At 41.7% G+C, this 17,625-nt stretch carries 18 protein-coding genes; all 18 read right to left on the bottom strand.

The window, feature by feature from the left end; all coding sequences use genetic code 11:
• Window positions 1-95: 95 nt before the first annotated feature.
• Entirely contained in the window at window positions 96-923 is an 828-nt protein-coding gene (locus MLOOGBEN_RS09750; RefSeq protein WP_256989022.1) for a PfkB family carbohydrate kinase, read from the bottom strand.
• A gap of 7 nt (window positions 924-930) precedes the next feature.
• Window positions 931-1,809 (bottom strand): carbohydrate ABC transporter permease, encoded by an 879-nt coding sequence (locus MLOOGBEN_RS09745; protein ID WP_179158063.1) that lies wholly within the window; start codon window positions 1,807-1,809, stop codon window positions 931-933.
• A gap of 1 nt (window position 1,810) precedes the next feature.
• Entirely contained in the window at window positions 1,811-2,695 is an 885-nt protein-coding gene (locus MLOOGBEN_RS09740; protein WP_179158062.1) for a carbohydrate ABC transporter permease, read from the bottom strand.
• 89 nt (window positions 2,696-2,784) lie between these two features.
• Window positions 2,785-4,062, bottom strand: coding sequence for an ABC transporter substrate-binding protein (locus MLOOGBEN_RS09735; protein ID WP_179158061.1), 1,278 nt, complete (start codon window positions 4,060-4,062; stop codon window positions 2,785-2,787).
• Between the two features lie 211 nt (window positions 4,063-4,273).
• On the bottom strand, window positions 4,274-5,248 hold the full coding sequence (locus tag MLOOGBEN_RS09730; protein WP_179158060.1) for an SIS domain-containing protein: 975 nt from the start codon (window positions 5,246-5,248) through the stop codon (window positions 4,274-4,276).
• 189 nt (window positions 5,249-5,437) lie between these two features.
• Window positions 5,438-5,845 (bottom strand): F0F1 ATP synthase subunit epsilon, encoded by a 408-nt coding sequence (locus tag MLOOGBEN_RS09725; protein WP_179158059.1) that lies wholly within the window; start codon window positions 5,843-5,845, stop codon window positions 5,438-5,440.
• Between the two features lie 21 nt (window positions 5,846-5,866).
• Window positions 5,867-7,288: a F0F1 ATP synthase subunit beta gene (atpD, locus tag MLOOGBEN_RS09720; RefSeq protein ID WP_179158058.1), complete on the bottom strand. Its 1,422-nt coding sequence runs from the start codon at window positions 7,286-7,288 to the stop codon at window positions 5,867-5,869.
• 169 nt (window positions 7,289-7,457) lie between these two features.
• The gene (gene atpG / locus MLOOGBEN_RS09715; RefSeq protein ID WP_179158057.1) at window positions 7,458-8,315 is read right to left on the bottom strand and encodes an ATP synthase F1 subunit gamma; all 858 of its coding nucleotides are present in this window, start codon (window positions 8,313-8,315) and stop codon (window positions 7,458-7,460) included.
• A gap of 111 nt (window positions 8,316-8,426) precedes the next feature.
• Window positions 8,427-9,935 carry a F0F1 ATP synthase subunit alpha gene (gene atpA / locus MLOOGBEN_RS09710; RefSeq protein WP_179158056.1) on the bottom strand — a complete coding sequence of 503 codons (1,509 nt, stop codon included), beginning with the start codon at window positions 9,933-9,935 and terminating at the stop codon, window positions 8,427-8,429.
• A gap of 26 nt (window positions 9,936-9,961) precedes the next feature.
• Window positions 9,962-10,498, bottom strand: coding sequence for a F0F1 ATP synthase subunit delta (locus MLOOGBEN_RS09705; protein WP_179158055.1), 537 nt, complete (start codon window positions 10,496-10,498; stop codon window positions 9,962-9,964).
• The gene (locus tag MLOOGBEN_RS09700) at window positions 10,495-11,022 is read right to left on the bottom strand and encodes a F0F1 ATP synthase subunit B (RefSeq protein ID WP_179158054.1); all 528 of its coding nucleotides are present in this window, start codon (window positions 11,020-11,022) and stop codon (window positions 10,495-10,497) included. Before MLOOGBEN_RS09700 ends, MLOOGBEN_RS09705 begins: the two co-directional genes overlap by 4 nt.
• A gap of 280 nt (window positions 11,023-11,302) precedes the next feature.
• Entirely contained in the window at window positions 11,303-11,515 is a 213-nt protein-coding gene (gene atpE / locus MLOOGBEN_RS09695) for a F0F1 ATP synthase subunit C (RefSeq protein ID WP_053368380.1), read from the bottom strand.
• A gap of 72 nt (window positions 11,516-11,587) precedes the next feature.
• Window positions 11,588-12,298 carry a F0F1 ATP synthase subunit A gene (gene atpB / locus MLOOGBEN_RS09690; RefSeq protein ID WP_179158053.1) on the bottom strand — a complete coding sequence of 237 codons (711 nt, stop codon included), beginning with the start codon at window positions 12,296-12,298 and terminating at the stop codon, window positions 11,588-11,590.
• Between the two features lie 23 nt (window positions 12,299-12,321).
• Window positions 12,322-12,696: an ATP synthase subunit I gene (locus MLOOGBEN_RS09685; protein ID WP_179158052.1), complete on the bottom strand. Its 375-nt coding sequence runs from the start codon at window positions 12,694-12,696 to the stop codon at window positions 12,322-12,324.
• 7 nt (window positions 12,697-12,703) lie between these two features.
• The gene (locus tag MLOOGBEN_RS09680; RefSeq protein WP_179158051.1) at window positions 12,704-12,925 is read right to left on the bottom strand and encodes an AtpZ/AtpI family protein; all 222 of its coding nucleotides are present in this window, start codon (window positions 12,923-12,925) and stop codon (window positions 12,704-12,706) included.
• A 323-nt stretch (window positions 12,926-13,248) separates the two neighbouring features.
• Complete coding sequence (locus tag MLOOGBEN_RS09675) at window positions 13,249-15,438, bottom strand: S8 family serine peptidase (RefSeq protein ID WP_179158050.1); 2,190 nt, start codon at window positions 15,436-15,438, stop codon at window positions 13,249-13,251.
• Window positions 15,435-16,451, bottom strand: a complete 1,017-nt coding sequence (locus tag MLOOGBEN_RS09670) for a nuclease-related domain-containing protein (RefSeq protein WP_218781122.1) — start codon at window positions 16,449-16,451, stop codon at window positions 15,435-15,437. Before MLOOGBEN_RS09670 ends, MLOOGBEN_RS09675 begins: the two co-directional genes overlap by 4 nt.
• Window positions 16,452-16,907: 456 nt before the next feature.
• Window positions 16,908-17,537: a uracil phosphoribosyltransferase gene (upp, locus tag MLOOGBEN_RS09665; protein WP_179158048.1), complete on the bottom strand. Its 630-nt coding sequence runs from the start codon at window positions 17,535-17,537 to the stop codon at window positions 16,908-16,910.
• Between the last annotated feature and the right edge of the window lie 88 nt (window positions 17,538-17,625).

Here is a 17,625-nt window from a genome sequence, read left to right as displayed (position 1 = left end):
TTTATAGTAATTATAATAAGAAAATGATTATAAGACTATCTTTTTATCGAAAAATAATAGCCTCCACCTTGTGGCGTTAGGCTATATCAATTGTACTATTCTAAATCCTTCGGGTAGCCGAACCCGCCATAAAACCCACAAGTAATGCTAGCTCGTTCAGCGGCAAAGACTAAGGCTTCCTTCATGTCTTTCTGCTTGTAGAAGGCTGTTAAAAACCCAGCGATAAAACTATCCCCTGCTCCCATTGTATCAACGATTTCGGTTTCAAACACTTCTTGACTATACCTTTTTCCTCGGTGGAGAAAAATAGCAGGCTTGGAACCTCTAGTAATACCGATTGTATCCAAATCATATTTCCCTAGTTTCGCTACTAAATTCTCCAGTTCATCATCACTTAAATGAGCTCCTGAGAAAAACCCATGTTTGATATAAGGGCAAACTTTTTCAAGCTGAGCGGCATTATATTTATCCGAGAAATCATAGGATACATTAATATTCTGCGCCAAGCCTGAAAGTTCTTCCTCCATTGAACTATAGCAGCTAGTATGAGCAACATCAAACTCTTTAATGTATTCATAGTCCTCAGGAGTAAGTTTTAATTTTAAGGTATGTTGAACCGTATTCTTTGGCCCGCCTACAAATACACGATCGCCATCCTCGGTAAGATTTACGCGGGGTTGTCCACTGATCCCTTCTGCCACACGTGAGCGGTGATAAGGAATACCTTCCAGTTCTAGAACGCTTTTCAAATGGGCTGCTTTATCGTCGGTGGCAAAAACCCCAATATATCCTACATATTCTGCTCCTGAACGCTTACAATTCACAGCGACATTGACACAGTTACCGCCAGGATAATACTTCCCCTGATCCAAATAACAATCGACCACATTATCTCCAATTGAAATAATCTTCAACATGCTCATCCTTTCTTTAACCTTTTACAGATCCTTCAGATAGTCCTTGAACTAGATACTTTTGCAAGAAGATTAACAGCGCAATCATTGGAAGCGAAGCGAGTACCATCCCCGCAAGGAGTACGCCCCAATCTGTCCGTAAGGCATCTCTAAAGTTCATTAATCCTGATGGAATCGTTTTCAATATTTCTGAATCAATAAAGACTGTGGCAAATAAGAACTCATTCCATGCAAAGAATGCAGTCAATACAATCGTTGTCAATAAAATGGGCACGGACATCGGCAAATAGATTCTTCGATAGATACCGAATTCCGTACATCCATCAATAATGGCTGACTCTTCCAATTCTTTTGGAATACTTAAAAAATACCCTCTCAAAAGCAAAATCGTTAATGGCAATCGGTACGCGATATACGTTAAAATTAACGCCCAATGGGTATTGATTAAATCTAGATTCGTAAGGATATTAAACAATGGAATTAAGGCAACCTGTGGATTCATCATCATTCCGCCGATAGTAAAAATCAGCGCAATGTCAATCCATCTTGTCTTATATCTGGCTAGTACAAATGCCGCCATCGAGCCAATAATCAGAACCGCAATAATGGTTACACATGTAACGAACAAACTATTCATAAAATAGCCGGATATACCTTTTGACCAGGCAATTGAGTAGTTTTCAACAATCCAAGTACTAGGTAAGCCCCAGACATCATTGAAGATCTCATTATAGCTCTTCATCGAAGAGATAACCATCCAAAGAAGCGGATACAGGATGGCGATTGCAAAAGCCGCCAACATTAACATGGTGACAAATCGGCCGATACTAAATTTTCGTAGTTTCCGAGATGGTTTTATTACCTGCTCCACAGATGGTTTTATTACCTGCTCCATGTTAATCATCCTTTCCCGTGCGAGACAGTTTAATTTGAATAAGCGCCAGCACCGCTGTCAAAATAAAGATAATAATCGCCAGTGTGGAAGCATAGCCCATATTATCTTTCACAAATCCAGTCTGATACATATGTACAGACATGACTGTCGAACTAAAGCCTGGTCCGCCATTCGTCAGAATATAAGGTTCGTTGAAAACGAGCATAGATCCAGTGATCGTAATTAATGTGTTTACAAAAATAGCTTCTCTTACTTGTGGTACTGTAATGCTAAAAAACATTCTTATTTTTCCAGCACCATCTATATTAGCAGCTTCGTAAAGCTCTTTCGGAATTTTCTGAATCGCAACAATAAATAAGAGGGTAACAAACCCAATACTATGCCATTGTGACATGGCAATAACGGAATAAATGGCCGTCACAGAATTGCCTAGCCATACCTCTTTCAGGTTTTCCAAACCAATTAATTCAAGGAAACTGTTTAAAAGTCCCATTTGCGGGTTGTAAACAAACCCAAAAAGTAAAGCAACAACAGAAATGGAAATCATAACCGGCATAAAGTAAACGACCCTAAGGAAAGGGGCTACTCTGTGAAATAATTTATCTTCCAAGATATAAGCTAACACTAAAGCAAGTCCGACCTGTAAGATCACAGAAATGATTGCGTACTTAACGTTATTGAGAAGTGCAACACTTACTACTTTATCGGCTAATAGGTTTTTAAAATTTTCCAAACCAACAAATGTTTTTGTTTGAGAGAAAACTGAAAAATCAAAAAAGCTATTATAAAAATTTTGTATAAGCGGAATATAGACAAATATGAGCAGCAAGGCGATGCTCGGCAATAAGAATAGTACAGGGATAATATTAAATTTTCTTCTTTGCATTGACCCCACCCCTAATATTTTTGACTCGGTTAGATTTCCCCAAGATTCGAGCAACACTGTCCTCAAATCTTGAGGAAGGGGAATTCATTCTACTTTTTCAAACGTTTTGCTTCAGCTTTTACTTCCTTCATAATGTCTTCTGGAGTCGTTTGCTCATTTGCTAATGTCTGTCCGCCTCTCATGAAGATATCGGCAATATTGATATTAACAGCATTATCAAACCATGGTGTAGTTGCAGAAGCATTTGTTACGAGCCCATAAGCTTCTAATCTGGCAGGAGAAGTATTGCCTTCATCAACAGCTCCCTGTACGGCATTCAATTGTCCATCTGTTTTTGTGAAATCGTAAGCAGTTTCTTCAGATGTTAAGAACTTCAAGAAATCAACTGCTTCTTTTGGTGCATTTTTACTTAACATCCATCCTTCAGGTGCCCCAGTAAGTGCCTTAGAATCACCTTTACCACCCTCAATTTCAGGGAAGTCAAAGAAACCGAAATCTGTCATACCTTGATCTTCTACCATTTTAACTTCAGCAAACTGCATGTAAACGATTGGTGCTTCACCGCTAGCGAACATATTTCTTGCAGCCTCGTGGTCAATTGCAGTTGAGAGATCTCCCATATAATCAGTAAGTTCCTTGAAGATTTCTAATCCTTTAATATAACCTGGATCTGTAAACTCACCTGTTTCGACATTATAATCTTTTGCTGTTACAGCAGGATCAACAACCCTTTGGAAAATAGTTCCCATGTAATGCGAAATCGCCCATCCATTGGTTAAACCCTCTACTAACGGCGTTTCATAACCAGCATCCTGTAATTCATCTAGAACTGCGATAAATTCTTTATAGGTTTTAGGAACTTCAAGATTATTTTTCTTAAAAGCTTCCTTATTATAAAAGAATGCCTTGCCGTCAACCGTAAATGGTACACCATACCTCTTTTCATCAAATGTAAAACCTGCAAACTGAGACTCAATTAACTTTCCTGCCCACTCAGAATCCTCTGCTAAAATATCATCTAGCTCCATAATACGTTCAGATGATACAAGATTTTCAGCAAATGAGTCAGACCAAGATGAGAAAATATCTGGAAGATCGTCGTTAGAAACGAGCACTCTAATTTTCTCTTTGTAGGAATCATTTAAAACAGAATTGACTTTTATCTTAACCCCTGGATTAGCATCTTCAAATTCTTTAATTTTCTGATCATAGAAAGATTTCCGTGGTTCATTCGGCCATCTATGGAAGAAATCAATTTCCACTACATCTTTATCCGATGATTTTTTTTCTTCGTTTCCTGCTGAGGAGGAACAAGCTGTTAATGCTAATAAAAGAACTGTCATGAAAATTGCCAAAAATCTTTTCATTTTTTCACTCCCTTTATAATATTCTGATTATAAATTTTAAAATAATGAAATGGAGTGAGTTCAATTAAGTGTCCTAGTCAACAACGTAGATTAGATTAACCTTCAACTGAACCTTGTCCACTTGGAAAACTGTTTCCCATAAGTATAGTAGAAAATCTTTCTTATAATCTATCATGTTGAATCCGAGTTGTAAGTGATGAATAGTGACAGATTAATAGTCCATTTTCCACATATAGCGTCTTACGGAAAGCGGGTGACCTGTATGCTCTGCCAATCCATCTGCATATTGACGTAATACAACACCTGCAAGAGCTGGACCAAAGTATTCTTTTAGATCTTCGTCAATACCTGTGTAATCCAATTCCGCTACATCAACCACTTCAACTTTTTTACTGAATTTTTGTGCAAAGTTAATCGCTCTTTCATCTAATGGACGAGTAGCGCCTTCTCCTTTAATAATTAGGAACGGCACATCAAAGTCAGTTGCTTCAAATGGTCCGTGGAAGTATTCGCCAGAATGAATCGCATTAGAGTGGATCCATAACATTTCCATTAACAAGCAGCTTGTAAAAGAATATGCCTGGTGATAGTAAGCACCGCTTCCCATTGTATAAATCAATTTATCGCGCTTGTATTCGCTTCCAAATTGGAATGCACGATCATAGGTCAATTTTCTGTTTGATTCAAAAAGAGTTTCCAAATTATTTAATTGGCTTAATATTCTTTCATATTTTTCATTTTGTGAAACCGCATTCAAAATACCGAAAATTAAGCTGTAATATATACCCGTTTCTCCGTCAATCGCATCTGAGCCATCCTTATAGTTGTAATGAACGGTATACTCGGCTTCTTGACAAAGTGGAGAATCAACCTCCATGGAAATCGCAATCGTAACTGCGCCTTTTTCTCGGGCGAATTTAGCTGCTGTAACCGTTTCTGGTGTAGTCCCTGAATGTGAACGAAGGATCACAACGCTTCCTTCACCAAGTCCTGGCGGGTTCACATGAACAAATTCATTTGAAGTGTAAACTCTACTTGGAATCTCAATTTCTCTGTTTAGGAAATAATCCCCAGTAGCAAGGGATGCCATTGAACCTCCACAAGCCACAAAAAAAACGTTTTTCACTTCTGTTGCTTTAACTGCATTTATAGCAGCAGCAATTTGGTTAACATGTTCAGTTTTCATTTACTTTACCCCCTAATGGTTATATGACATCATATGATGTCTTACTGAGATTATATAACCATTAACCAAACAAGTCAAATACTTTTAAAGATTCTGTTAATTATTTTTTGACACACCTACCATCGTCCACTAAAAAGACAAAAAACCCCCGCCAGTCCGCAGACTAAGCAGGGGTTTGATTCATATCTATTATTGTTTTCCTGTAACCGTCAGACGGTTGATGGCACGCTGCAGGGCTAATTCAGCACGACGGAAGTCGATGTCTTCCACTTTCTGCTCTTTCATACGCTGCTCGGCACGTTCTTTCGCTCTTAGTGCACGTTCAACGTCGATATCCTCTGCTCTTTCAGCGGCTTGGGCTAGGATTGTTACTTTGTCAGGACGGACTTCTAGGAAGCCACCGCTCACCGCAATAAGATCCTGCTCCTTGCCATTCTTCTTCATGCGGACTACCCCAATTGCTAAAGGAGCAACCATTGGAATATGTCCAGGTAAAATACCTAATTCACCACTTTGAGCCTTCGTAATAACCATTTCCACATCTGACTCATACACCGGGCCATTCGGAGTAACAACACTGACTTCAATCGTCTTCATTTTTTACCCTCCTGACAGGCTTTAGGCCTCTACACCCATGCGTTTTGCATTTTCCACTACGTCTTCAATACGTCCAACTAAGCGGAATGCGTCTTCTGGAAGGTGGTCATACTTACCTTCAAGGATTTCTTTAAAACCACGAACCGCTTCTTTTACTGGTACATAAGATCCTGGCTGGCCAGTAAACTGTTCAGCAACATGGAAGTTTTGTGATAAGAAGTTTTGTACACGACGCGCACGAAGCACGACTAACTTATCATCATCAGAAAGCTCATCCATACCAAGAATCGCAATGATATCCTGTAATTCACGGTAACGCTGTAATGTTGATTGAATTTGACGCGCTACATTGTAATGCTCTTCGCCAACGATTTCAGGTGACAAGGCACGAGAAGTCGAAGCAAGTGGATCCACCGCAGGGTAGATACCCATTTCAGATAGCTTACGCTCAAGGTTTGTCGTCGCATCTAAGTGAGCGAAAGTTGTAGCCGGAGCCGGATCCGTATAGTCATCGGCTGGTACGTAAATCGCTTGGATCGATGTAACAGAACCTTTATTTGTTGAAGTAATACGTTCCTGTAAACGACCCATCTCAGTAGCAAGAGTCGGCTGGTAACCTACGGCAGAAGGCATACGGCCTAATAGCGCAGAAACCTCAGAACCTGCTTGCGTGAAACGGAAGATGTTATCCATGAAGAAAAGAACGTCCTGTCCTTGCTCATCACGGAAATATTCAGCCATCGTCAAACCAGTCAAAGCAACACGCATACGTGCTCCCGGCGGCTCGTTCATCTGTCCGAATACCATCGCCGTTTGCTTAATAACGCCTGAATCCGTCATTTCATGATAAAGGTCATTACCTTCACGTGTACGCTCACCAACACCAGCGAATACCGAAATACCGCTGTGCTCTTGCGCGATGTTATTAATCAATTCCTGGATTAATACCGTTTTACCTACACCGGCACCACCGAATAGACCAATCTTACCACCCTTAATATAAGGAGCAAGTAAGTCTACTACTTTAATACCCGTTTCAAGAATTTCTACCTCAGTAGAAAGATTTTCAAACGTTGGAGCTTCACGGTGAATCGAATCACGGCGCTCACTCGCTGGAATTTCCTCGTTAAGGTCAATTACTTCACCTAATACGTTAAATACACGGCCAAGAGTTACGTTCCCAACCGGTACAGAAATAGCTGCACCTGTATCAACAACATCCATTCCACGCATTACACCATCAGTGGATGCCATTGCAATCGTACGAACCGTATCGTCACCTAAATGAAGGGCTACTTCAAGAGTTAAGTTAATATCAACTTCAGATTGATTCTGCGCTTTGTACTCAATACGCAAAGCGTTATAAATCTCAGGAAGCTGACCGTTTTCAAACTTAACGTCAATAACCGGACCCAAAATCTGAAGAACGCGTCCTTTATTCATTATTTTCCCTCCTATCTTACTTTTTCACAAACCCCTTTTTTAAAAAGGAACCTGTGAATCACACTTAACACGTTATAGTCCTGATATGTAGTCGGGAACGATGAACTCATTCCCGTCCAGCAGAACTTATCAAGGCCCCTAAATGGGGTTCATTTTTAAAATATAGATTCTACTCGAGTGCAGCGGCACCGCCGACGATTTCCGCAATTTCTTGCGTAATCGCTGCTTGACGAGCACGATTGTAGATAAGTGAATAATTTTTGATCATTTCTTTCGCATTATCAGTAGCATTTCTCATCGCAGTCATCCGGGCCGCATGCTCACTTGCTTTGCTGTCTAAAAGAGCGCCATAAATTAAGCTCTCAGCATATTGAGGCAGGAGAACGTCCAAAATTTCTTCTGCAGATGGCTCAAATTCATAAGAAGTCAGCTTTGAAGTCGTTGTAATATCCGTTAACGGAAGCAGCTTCTTCTCGATAACCTCTTGCGTAATCGCGCTTTTATAATGAGTGTAAAATAAGTAAAGTTCATCGAAGGTTCCATCGGAGAACATACCTACCGTACTACTGGTAATATCTTTAACGCTTTCGAAGTTCGGCTGATCCGATACTCCAACAATTTCAAGATCGACATTAACGCCGCGCTTAACAAAAAAGTCACGCGCTACACGACCGATTGCAATGATCGAGTATTCATCTTTCGACTTGTGACGGTTTTCGATTGTTTGAAACACACGTCGAATCACGTTACTGTTAAAAGCACCAGCCAGACCACGGTCAGAAGTCATCACAATATAACCCGTTTTCTTAACAGGACGAGATTGGAGCATAGGATGATTAATCCCTTTGCTGCCCATTGCGACTGCCACTGTCACTTCCTGGATTTTTTCCATGTAAGGAACAAATGCCTTTGCATTCATAACTCCACGGTTCCATTTAGCTGCGGAAGTCATCTCCATTGCTTTGGTAATCTGACTCATCTTTTTTGTAGAATTAATACTATTTTTTATATCGCGTAATGATGCCATAGGTTCTCACCACCCTCTTACAAAGAATGTGTTAGTTAGGGATACGGGGGAAACAGGCACCCAAAACCGTGCCTGTCACCCCCTCCGCCCATCAATTATGTCAGACCCTACTTATTCGGAAACTGCGAACGTCTTTTTGAAGGCGTTTAGTGCAGCAGCCATATCGTCATCGGAAGGTAGATCTTTCGTCTTCACAATATGGTCTAACAAGTCTTTGCGATTGTGGTCTAACCAATTAAGGTATTCTGATTCGAAACGACGGATATCTTCTAATGGAATATCATCCAAATATCCGCGTGTTAATGCATAAAGAATAGCTACTTGCTTTTCAACAGAAAGCGGCTTATGAAGATCTTGCTTTAGAACTTCAACAGTGCGGGCACCGCGGTTAAGCTTCGCTTGTGTCGCTTTATCAAGGTCAGATCCGAACTGTGCGAATGCTTCTAATTCACGGTATGAAGCAAGGTCAAGACGCAGTGTACCTGCTACCTTCTTCATCGCCTTGATTTGCGCGGATCCTCCTACACGAGAAACGGAAAGACCTGCGTTGATCGCTGGACGTACACCGGAGAAGAATAGATCTGATTGTAAGAAAATTTGTCCATCTGTGATGGAGATAACGTTTGTTGGAATATAAGCAGAAACGTCCCCTGCTTGTGTTTCGATAAATGGCAATGCAGTGATTGAACCAGCACCTAGTGTGTCGTTCAATTTAGCTGCACGCTCAAGTAAACGGCTGTGCAGATAGAATACATCCCCTGGATATGCTTCACGACCTGGAGGACGGCGAAGTAATAGGGAAAGCTCACGGTATGCAGCCGCTTGTTTTGATAAATCATCATATACGATTAAAACGTGCTTGCCGTTGTACATGAATTCTTCAGCCATCGCAACGCCCGCATAAGGAGCTAAGAATAGCAATGGAGCTGGTTGTGAAGCAGATGCTGTTACAACGATTGAATAGTCTAGCGCACCATACTTACGAAGGGTTTCAACCGCACCACGTACCGTTGATTCCTTTTGACCGATTGCAACGTAGATACAAATCATGTTTTGACCTTTTTGGTTCAAGATTGTATCGATTGCAACAGATGTTTTACCTGTTTGACGGTCTCCGATAATTAACTCACGTTGTCCGCGACCAATTGGAACTAGCGCGTCAATCGCTTTAATACCTGTTTGTAATGGCTCATGAACGGATTTACGAGCCATAACGCCTGAAGCAACTGCTTCAACAGGGCGAGTTTTTGTAGTATTGATTGGACCCATACCATCAACTGGTTGTCCTAAAGAGTTAACAACACGACCAATTAGTTCCTCACCTACTGGAACCTCCATGATGCGTCCTGTACGACGAACCTCGTCACCTTCTTTAATTTCAGTGAAAGGTCCAAGAATGATAATACCAACGTTATTGGCTTCAAGGTTTTGAGCCATACCCATAACGCCGTTTGAAAATTCAACAAGTTCTCCAGCCATGACATTGTCGAGGCCATGAACACGTGCGATACCATCACCTACGGAGATAACAGTACCAACATCACTCACTTGAATTTCAGCCTGATAGTTTTCAATTTGCTTTTTTATCAGGGCACTAATTTCTTCAGCTTTGATGCTCATGAGTTTCACCCCTATTCTTTCGAATCTTAGCTTAACAATTTACGTTCTAAACGGTCTAGCTTCCCGCGCAAAGAACCGTCGTATATACGGTTTCCGATTCGGAGCTTAACGCCGCCGAGCAATTCGGAATCCACGATATTTTCAATTCTAAGTGACTTCTTGCCAACCTTCGCTCCAAATGTTGCAGAGATTGCTTCACGTTCTGCTTCTGAAAGCTCCCGTGTGCTGTAAACTTCAGCATCCGCAATTCCCTTCTCTTCATTTGCCAGCTCAAAGAATTGGTTTGCTGCTTCAATGATCTCGTCTTCGCGATGGCGGTCGATCAAAATCATTAGTGTATTCAGTACATATGGATTAACCGTTGAAAAAGCATTTGTTAAAATCTCTTTCTTCTTATCTAGTGTAAGCTTTGAAGACTTCAAAACTGCTTTTAAATCGGTATTGTAAACAAAAACTTCCTTTACCACACGAAGTTCTTCTTCTATTACTTCAAGAAGCTGTTGTTCTTTTGCGATTTGAAAAAGAGCCAACGCGTAGCGTTTTGCTACCATGGAGTTGCTCATCGCTTATCTCCTGCCTCTTGAATATATTCGTTAATAAGCTTATCTTGGTCTGCTGCATTCAATTCTTTTTCAATAACTTTTGAAGCAATTAATACAGACAAGGAAGCAACTTGTTCACGAATAGCGGCAACCGCTTTTTCTTTCTGCTGCTCGATTTCAAGCTTAGCAGATTCTTTAATACGATCAGCTTCAGTGCGTGCAACAGCAATGATTTCATCACGCTGAATATCGCCTTGCTTTTTCGCACTTTCAATTAAAACTTGCGCTTCTGAACGAGCTTCTTTTAAAAGAGAACGTTGCTCTTCTAATAGTTTCTTTGCTTCAACGCGACTTTGTTCAGCCGCTGAAATTTCACCAGCAACATGATCTTCACGCTGTTTCATGATGCCCATTAATGGGCCCCAAGCGAATTTCTTCAGCAATACCATTAAGATGATGAACATAACAAGCTGGAAAATAATATCTCCCCAGTTCACACCAGAATGGGCTGCTGCAGCTCCTAATACAAAACTATTTGTTAACACCCGCGGTTCACTCCTTTCAAGGTCTTTCCTTAAAACAACTTATATATCAGTCGAAATAATTGTCGAAATCAATCGTTTATGTAGATGTCCAGCTACAGCGCCTAGTGGCTCGGGGTCATAAGCCAATCCGTCAAGAAGGTTAAAGAACAACCTTCATGCCGGCTCGTCTTATGCCTGTCGCCCCTGGACAAGGCGCTTCCGCTTTTCTATGAACATAAACGAATGGCGAAGGTTCTCACGAATGATCTTCGCCATCTACTGAAACGCGTTTAGCGTTCGATTATTGACCTTGAACCATGAACGCGATAACAACCGCGATGATAGGAATCGCCTCAACTAACGCAACCCCGATGAACATTGTAGTTTGAAGCATACCACGAGCTTCTGGTTGACGAGCGATACCTTCTACTGTTTTTGATACGATAAGACCGTTACCGATACCAGCACCTAGTGCTGCTAAACCAATTGCGATTGCTGCTGCTAAAAGACCCATTTGAAAATTTCCTCCTTTAATGTATGAAAAAATGAATTATTATTTTTTGTTCATAAAATGAACAGGTTTATCTTAATGGTCACTGCTCACTTTGTGAGCTAAGTACACCATTGTTAACATACAGAAAATAAATGATTGGATGGCACCGACAAAGACTGAGAAGCCTTGCCATACCAGCATTGGCAGTGCAGCGGCGATTGTTCCGCCCACACCGGTTGCTAAACCAGCTGCGAGTAAGCTTAATAAAATTTCCCCCGCATAAATGTTTCCGTAAAGTCGGAGACCGAGAGTCAGAGTATTTGCAAACTCTTCAATAATTTTAATCGGGAACATGAACCAGAACGGTTTAAAGAATTCCCTTCCATATGCTCCGGCACCCCTCATCTTGACACCGTAGAAGTGAGATAATCCCACTATCAATGTGGCTAATGTCAAAGTTACAGCCGGATCTGCTGTTGGTGATTTCCACCAAAGGACTCCGTCCACCGTAATTGAGAATGGCAGCCCCAGCATATTTGCTACAAAGATATACATGATGATGGTGATTCCGAGAATATGAAATCGTCCGCCATCTTTCCAATCCATCGTACTGTTAATAATGTTTTTAACAAAATCCATGACCCATTCCATAAAGTTTTGCATTCCGGTCGGTTTCATGGCCAGTTTTCGAGTAGATAGGACGGCTAACAAAAAGACAATTGCACTTGCTATTGTAATCATCAAAATGTTTGCCAGATTAAATTGGAGCCCAAGAAACGTAACTATTGGAGCTTCGTGATGCAACAGTATTCACCTCGCTTCCCCCGCTATTTATCTGAATAGAAATTGTGGATAAAAAAATCTATCATAATGACAATGTAGGATGTCATTAATCCTATAACCACACTAATGAGGTGGAATTGCTCAGGATACCTCAAAGTGATGACAATCGCTAGAGCAGCGGTTGCCATTCGTGAAAATGAGCCAAGTGAACGAACTTGCCTTCCTTCTGCTGCTGCTTGACCAAATTTGTCGATTTTTCGAGCCATCAACCACAAATTAAAGAGGCTCAAACTTGTCCCAAGAATCAATCCAAGAAAGATTGATTGATGCGCAGTGAACCCCCAACCAAGCACATAAAAAGACAATAAAAAAAACATCCACTTCCGCTGTCGGACAAACATTGTTTGGAATTCTGGCATGGTTGGTTTAATCTCCTGAATTGAACTTGCGAATTGTAACAAGCATCGAGTAAATACCGGCCGCTAAACCCATAAACAATCCAACTATTAAGAAAATTGGTTCGGTACCCCACTGCTTATCCAGCCATCTGCCTGCAAAAATACCGATAAGTATGGATCCCACAAGAGCTGCAAGAATGGCGGACATTAGGGCATATGCTTTGAACGGATTGCGGTTTTCATTACGCATACTTATCGCATCCTCACCTTTAGAGAATACATCAAAAAAACGAGGTTATGTACAAAAGGAAGTTCTGTAGAATTCTGAGGATTCTGTCGAAATATGTGAAAACCCTCTCATTTTACATCCTTTGTTAGCATACAATAGCGATTCTGCAAAGTCAATGGATTTACGTGAAATTACCCACAAACTATTCTGCGTAATTTCTTCCAACTGGAAGTTTTAGTTAACACTAACATTGTAGTGTAAACCACCCGTATATTGATGCTGTAAATGTGACCATTTTGTGAACAAATTGAATTGGAGTGGCGGATACACCACCCCAGTCCCATTTATCTCACCGCTGCTCCAATGACGAGCATGGTTTCAATAAAATCCTCCTTCCCTGCCTTCTTTGCAAACACCTTGGCAAGATAGGTTCCTTCGGGCGGGAGGTTCTCCGCCGTGATCACCTTGCTGACCAATCCCTTCTTTACATTTTGGTTGCTGTCTAAAAAGCCAACGAATCGGAAATCATCCGGATTGAAAAGGGCGATTCCAAACTCCTCTGCCCCACCCGGCAAGTAGACCTCATAACGATAGGTTCCAGGTTGGTCGCCATCCTTAAAATCAAACCCCATCACCCTCGGATAATTCGGTTCCTCAAGCACATAGATATAGGGAATTTGAATGGAATTGGAACCGGCTTGAATGGTTAAATAACCATCATGTATCTTCCCCTTCAACTCAACAGGATTCACTTTTAACTCAAGCTTAGCATCTCGAGATTCTCCTGGCTGCAGTGTAAACGCCAGTGGGAAGTGCCATTCCAGACCATCTTCCCGCTTGGGTATGTCGAAGGTATAGCGCACCGGTTTTTCACTTTTATTCTCAACATGCAAAAAGGCTTTGTGGGTATCCCCTTCACTTTCATATTTGCCAAATCGCAGTGAACTTGGACTGACAAGTGAGGTGGCTTTAACAGCTTCATTCACCTGAATTCTTCCTGCCCCCTGCTCATACGTCCGGTAAGGTTTACCGTTTTTCACTAACGGTTTGGCGGTATTCATTAAGGCAGCTTTAATTTGATCTGGGCTCCACTCTGGATGTGCTTGTTTTATGAGCGCGCACGCCCCCGCCACATGAGGTGCCGCCATACTCGTTCCCTGGAGAGAAAGATAACCGCCGGGAATCGTCGAGTTGATCGCCACACCTGGTGCAACAATATCCGGCTTGACCTCCCAAGTGTCCGTAACCGGCCCCCTCGAGCTAAAGTCCGCCAGTAAATCCTTTTCCTCGGTCACATAGATTTTTGCAAGGGTGTTGGTTTTGCTTTTTAAAAGCTCCCCCTCTTTCTTAGTGACGGAGCCAACCGGAATATCATTCGGTGCCTCCAGATTCCCCATAAAACCGCCGCTCAAGTTATTATAAATAATAACAGCCTTAGCCCCTGCCTCTCGGGCGTTATTTGCTTTTTCAGTAAAAGTTAATTTCCCTCTCTTAATGAGAACTATTTTTCCCATGACGTCCTTTAATTCTTCCTTCGTTCCGAGCCCGCCATCTACAATTGGAAGGGACCGGTCAATTGCCCAATTACTCGAACCCGCCAGTGGCTGAATCTTGATTTTATCCCGGATTCCTTCTATTAGAATATGAGGGACTTCTAAGGTAGGAGTCGAGGCCCCAACTGATATCGCCTTTGATGCCGTTCCCGGTGAGCCAACGGTCCAGATATTCGGGCCCGAATTACCAGATGCCGCGATCGCGACAATCCCCCTCTCCACCGCTCTATTCAAAGCAAGCGAGATGGGCAGGTCTGGACCATTAATATCATTTCCAAGCGAAAGATTCATAATATCGACTTTGTCTTTTATCGCCTGCTCAATGGCCGCAAGCACATTCTCCGTCGTCCCCCCGCCCCCTGGACCAAGCGCACGGTAAGCCAGAATTTTCGCCTCGGGAGCGACCCCTTTCAACTTTCCATTCGCAGCAATAATTCCAGCGACATGGGTACCATGAACCGTCGCCCTTCCCAGCGTTTTCGTTTCCATTGGATCCGAATCATTATCAACGAGATCCCGGCCGCCCGCATAATTTCTTCTCAGGTCAGGATGTGTGTAATCTACACCCGTATCGATGACTCCGACTGTGATTCCTTTACCAGTTAGCCGGCGATTCTTTTTATCAAAAAGGCCGCGAATCTCCTCACCGCCAATAATCTTGACGCTTTCCTCAGCCTGCACCTTGTACTGGTTCACCGGCGAAATGCTAATGATTTGCTTGCTATTTTGTGCCGCCAATTTCTCAATCGATTCCGGATTCCCTTCCACCGAAAATCCATAAATCGCCTCTGTAAAAACATGCCTGAGGTGAATGTCTTTGAAGGGTTTTATAAGTTGTAGGATATCCTGAGGAGATTGTGGTTCTTCAAGCACCACAATCGCAACCCGTTCTTTCGGGATCGGAGGTGTCTCAAGCGACCGAGCAGAAGTAGCGGTTTGGAGGGAGAAAACGAGTACGAATAAAAGTGTCCATTTTTTCATGTAAAAAATTCCCCTTTTTTCATAGAGTTTTCATCGTGAGGGAAAAGTATGCAGTTTTTTGGGAGAAAGTATTTGGAGCCTCGTTTTGTGCCTATGGAGGGGAGTTTTAGAGCCAGCAGTAAATACCTAGCTTTAATGGGAGAATCAATCTGTAGAAATTTAGCGAGCTGCTTCCGGGTAATGGTTGGACCGTATATAAGAAAATAATCACTTACGGCTGGTATGTGTGCGGTTTTGGAGATTTCCTTGCATCTGTTACACCGCCAAGCCGCTGAAATATACTTCATTGGGTAACAATTGCATTTACTATTCGTACACTGTACACCTGGTATCAAATCGGTTTGGGTTAATTGGTATTTTTGAAGAATGTCCGGAATGCAGATATGATGAGCGTTTAAGAGGGTATGTGATAAATGATTCAGGGTGTTTTTTGTAATACGGGGCTTTTGATACCTTTCTTCTAATTCTCTTATCTTATCAAGTAGCGATTCAGCATAGATTACTTTTTGAAAAATTTGCTGGTTATCCGGAGTTGTTTCTATAATAGTAGACGTTTTACTAATCACGACCAAGTGTTCCACCGGGATCCCCTTGATTTGGTGAAACTTCAACCAGTTATTAAATTGAAGATGATGCCTTTTCACCTGCTGTATTGGGTTATCCATCCCTTCTTCCAGGTTATTCAATTCTCTAACCATAAGGTCTGAGCCCTTTTCAAACTTTAGCTTCCCGGAAATATTTTTTACCTCGATGATTAACGCAAATTTGGAAGATACCAGCAGTATATCCATTTGGAATGAACTTTTATCCTTTAAACGCAATCCATGAAAAATGTAATATTCGTTTTCTGGTAAAAACGACAGATAATAAGCTACATTGAGTTCTCCATAATACCCTTTCAGCCACGCCCGCAGGTCCTTTTCTACAATCGGTCTTACTGGGTGCCCTTTTGGCATCCTTCTTAGTAAAGCTATGCATTGTTCTGCCTGAACTGAGAGTTTTAAGTCTAACATGATCAAGAAAATCACCTCTTTTTTGAATTAAGAGGGTAATTCTCTACTTGTTGTTGGTAATCCTGCTAAAAAATTAAGGAGATAGTGTGAACTTATTGGGTGTATTTTTGGGGGAATAGCTTGGGCGGAAGTTATGGACTATTTTGGGGGTGTTTTGGACTAATTTCTAGTAGTTTTGGACTTTTCCCAAAGGGTTTTGGACTATTTTGTTACGGTTTTGGACCTTTTTTAAAGGGTTTTGGACTATTAGCCAATATCTGTAAATAAAAATACCTATATAGGTATTTCACCAAACCAAAAACCCGAGCAGAAAATGGCTCTGCTCAGACGGTTATGGACCTTTTCCAAAGGGTTTTGGACTATTAGCCAATATCTGTAAATCAAAATACCTATATAGGTATACCAAAAAAAACCAAAAAACCGAGCAGAAAACAGTTCTGCTCAGCTCTAATAAACTTATTTCGTCCCAAACAACCGATCCCCAGCATCCCCTAGCCCAGGTACGATGTATCCATGATCATTCAACTTCTCATCTAATGCAGCAATATAAATATCAACATCCGGATGTGCCGCCTTAACCGCCTCAACGCCTTCTGGTGCCGCAATTAGACACATAAACTTGATATGTTTCGCGCCGCGTTTTTTCAAACTATCAATCGCCACATTGGCTGAACCGCCGGTTGCGAGCATTGGGTCAACGACGATGAATTCACGTTCTTCCACGTCACTTGGCAGCTTGATATAATATTCCACTGGCAGCAACGTTTCCGGATCGCGGTACAAGCCGACATGTCCGACCTTTGCAGCTGGAATCAATTTCAAAATCCCATCAACCATACCAATTCCCGCGCGCAGAATCGGGACAACGCCCATTTTCTTCCCAGATAATACCTTCGATTTTGTCATGCAGACTGGCGTCTCAATTTCGATATCTTCAAGCGACATATCTCTTGTGATTTCAAATGCCATAAGTGTTGCCACTTCGTCTACCAATTCACGGAACTCCTTCGTTCCTGTGTTTTTATCACGTATGTATGTAAGTTTATGCTGAATAAGTGGATGGTCGAAGACGTATACCTTTGCCACAATGATCGCCCCTTTATTAAAATTTAACTCCGTCTCATTTTACAGAAAAATAGTGTAGAGAGCAACTCAGACCCAAAAAGAAATCGAC

Source organism: Bacillus sp. EB106-08-02-XG196, from assembly GCF_013396335.1.
GTDB lineage: Bacteria > Bacillota > Bacilli > Bacillales > Cytobacillaceae > Neobacillus.
Note: the sequence above shows the minus strand (reverse complement) of the source record. Positions and strands in the feature narration are given on the sequence as shown.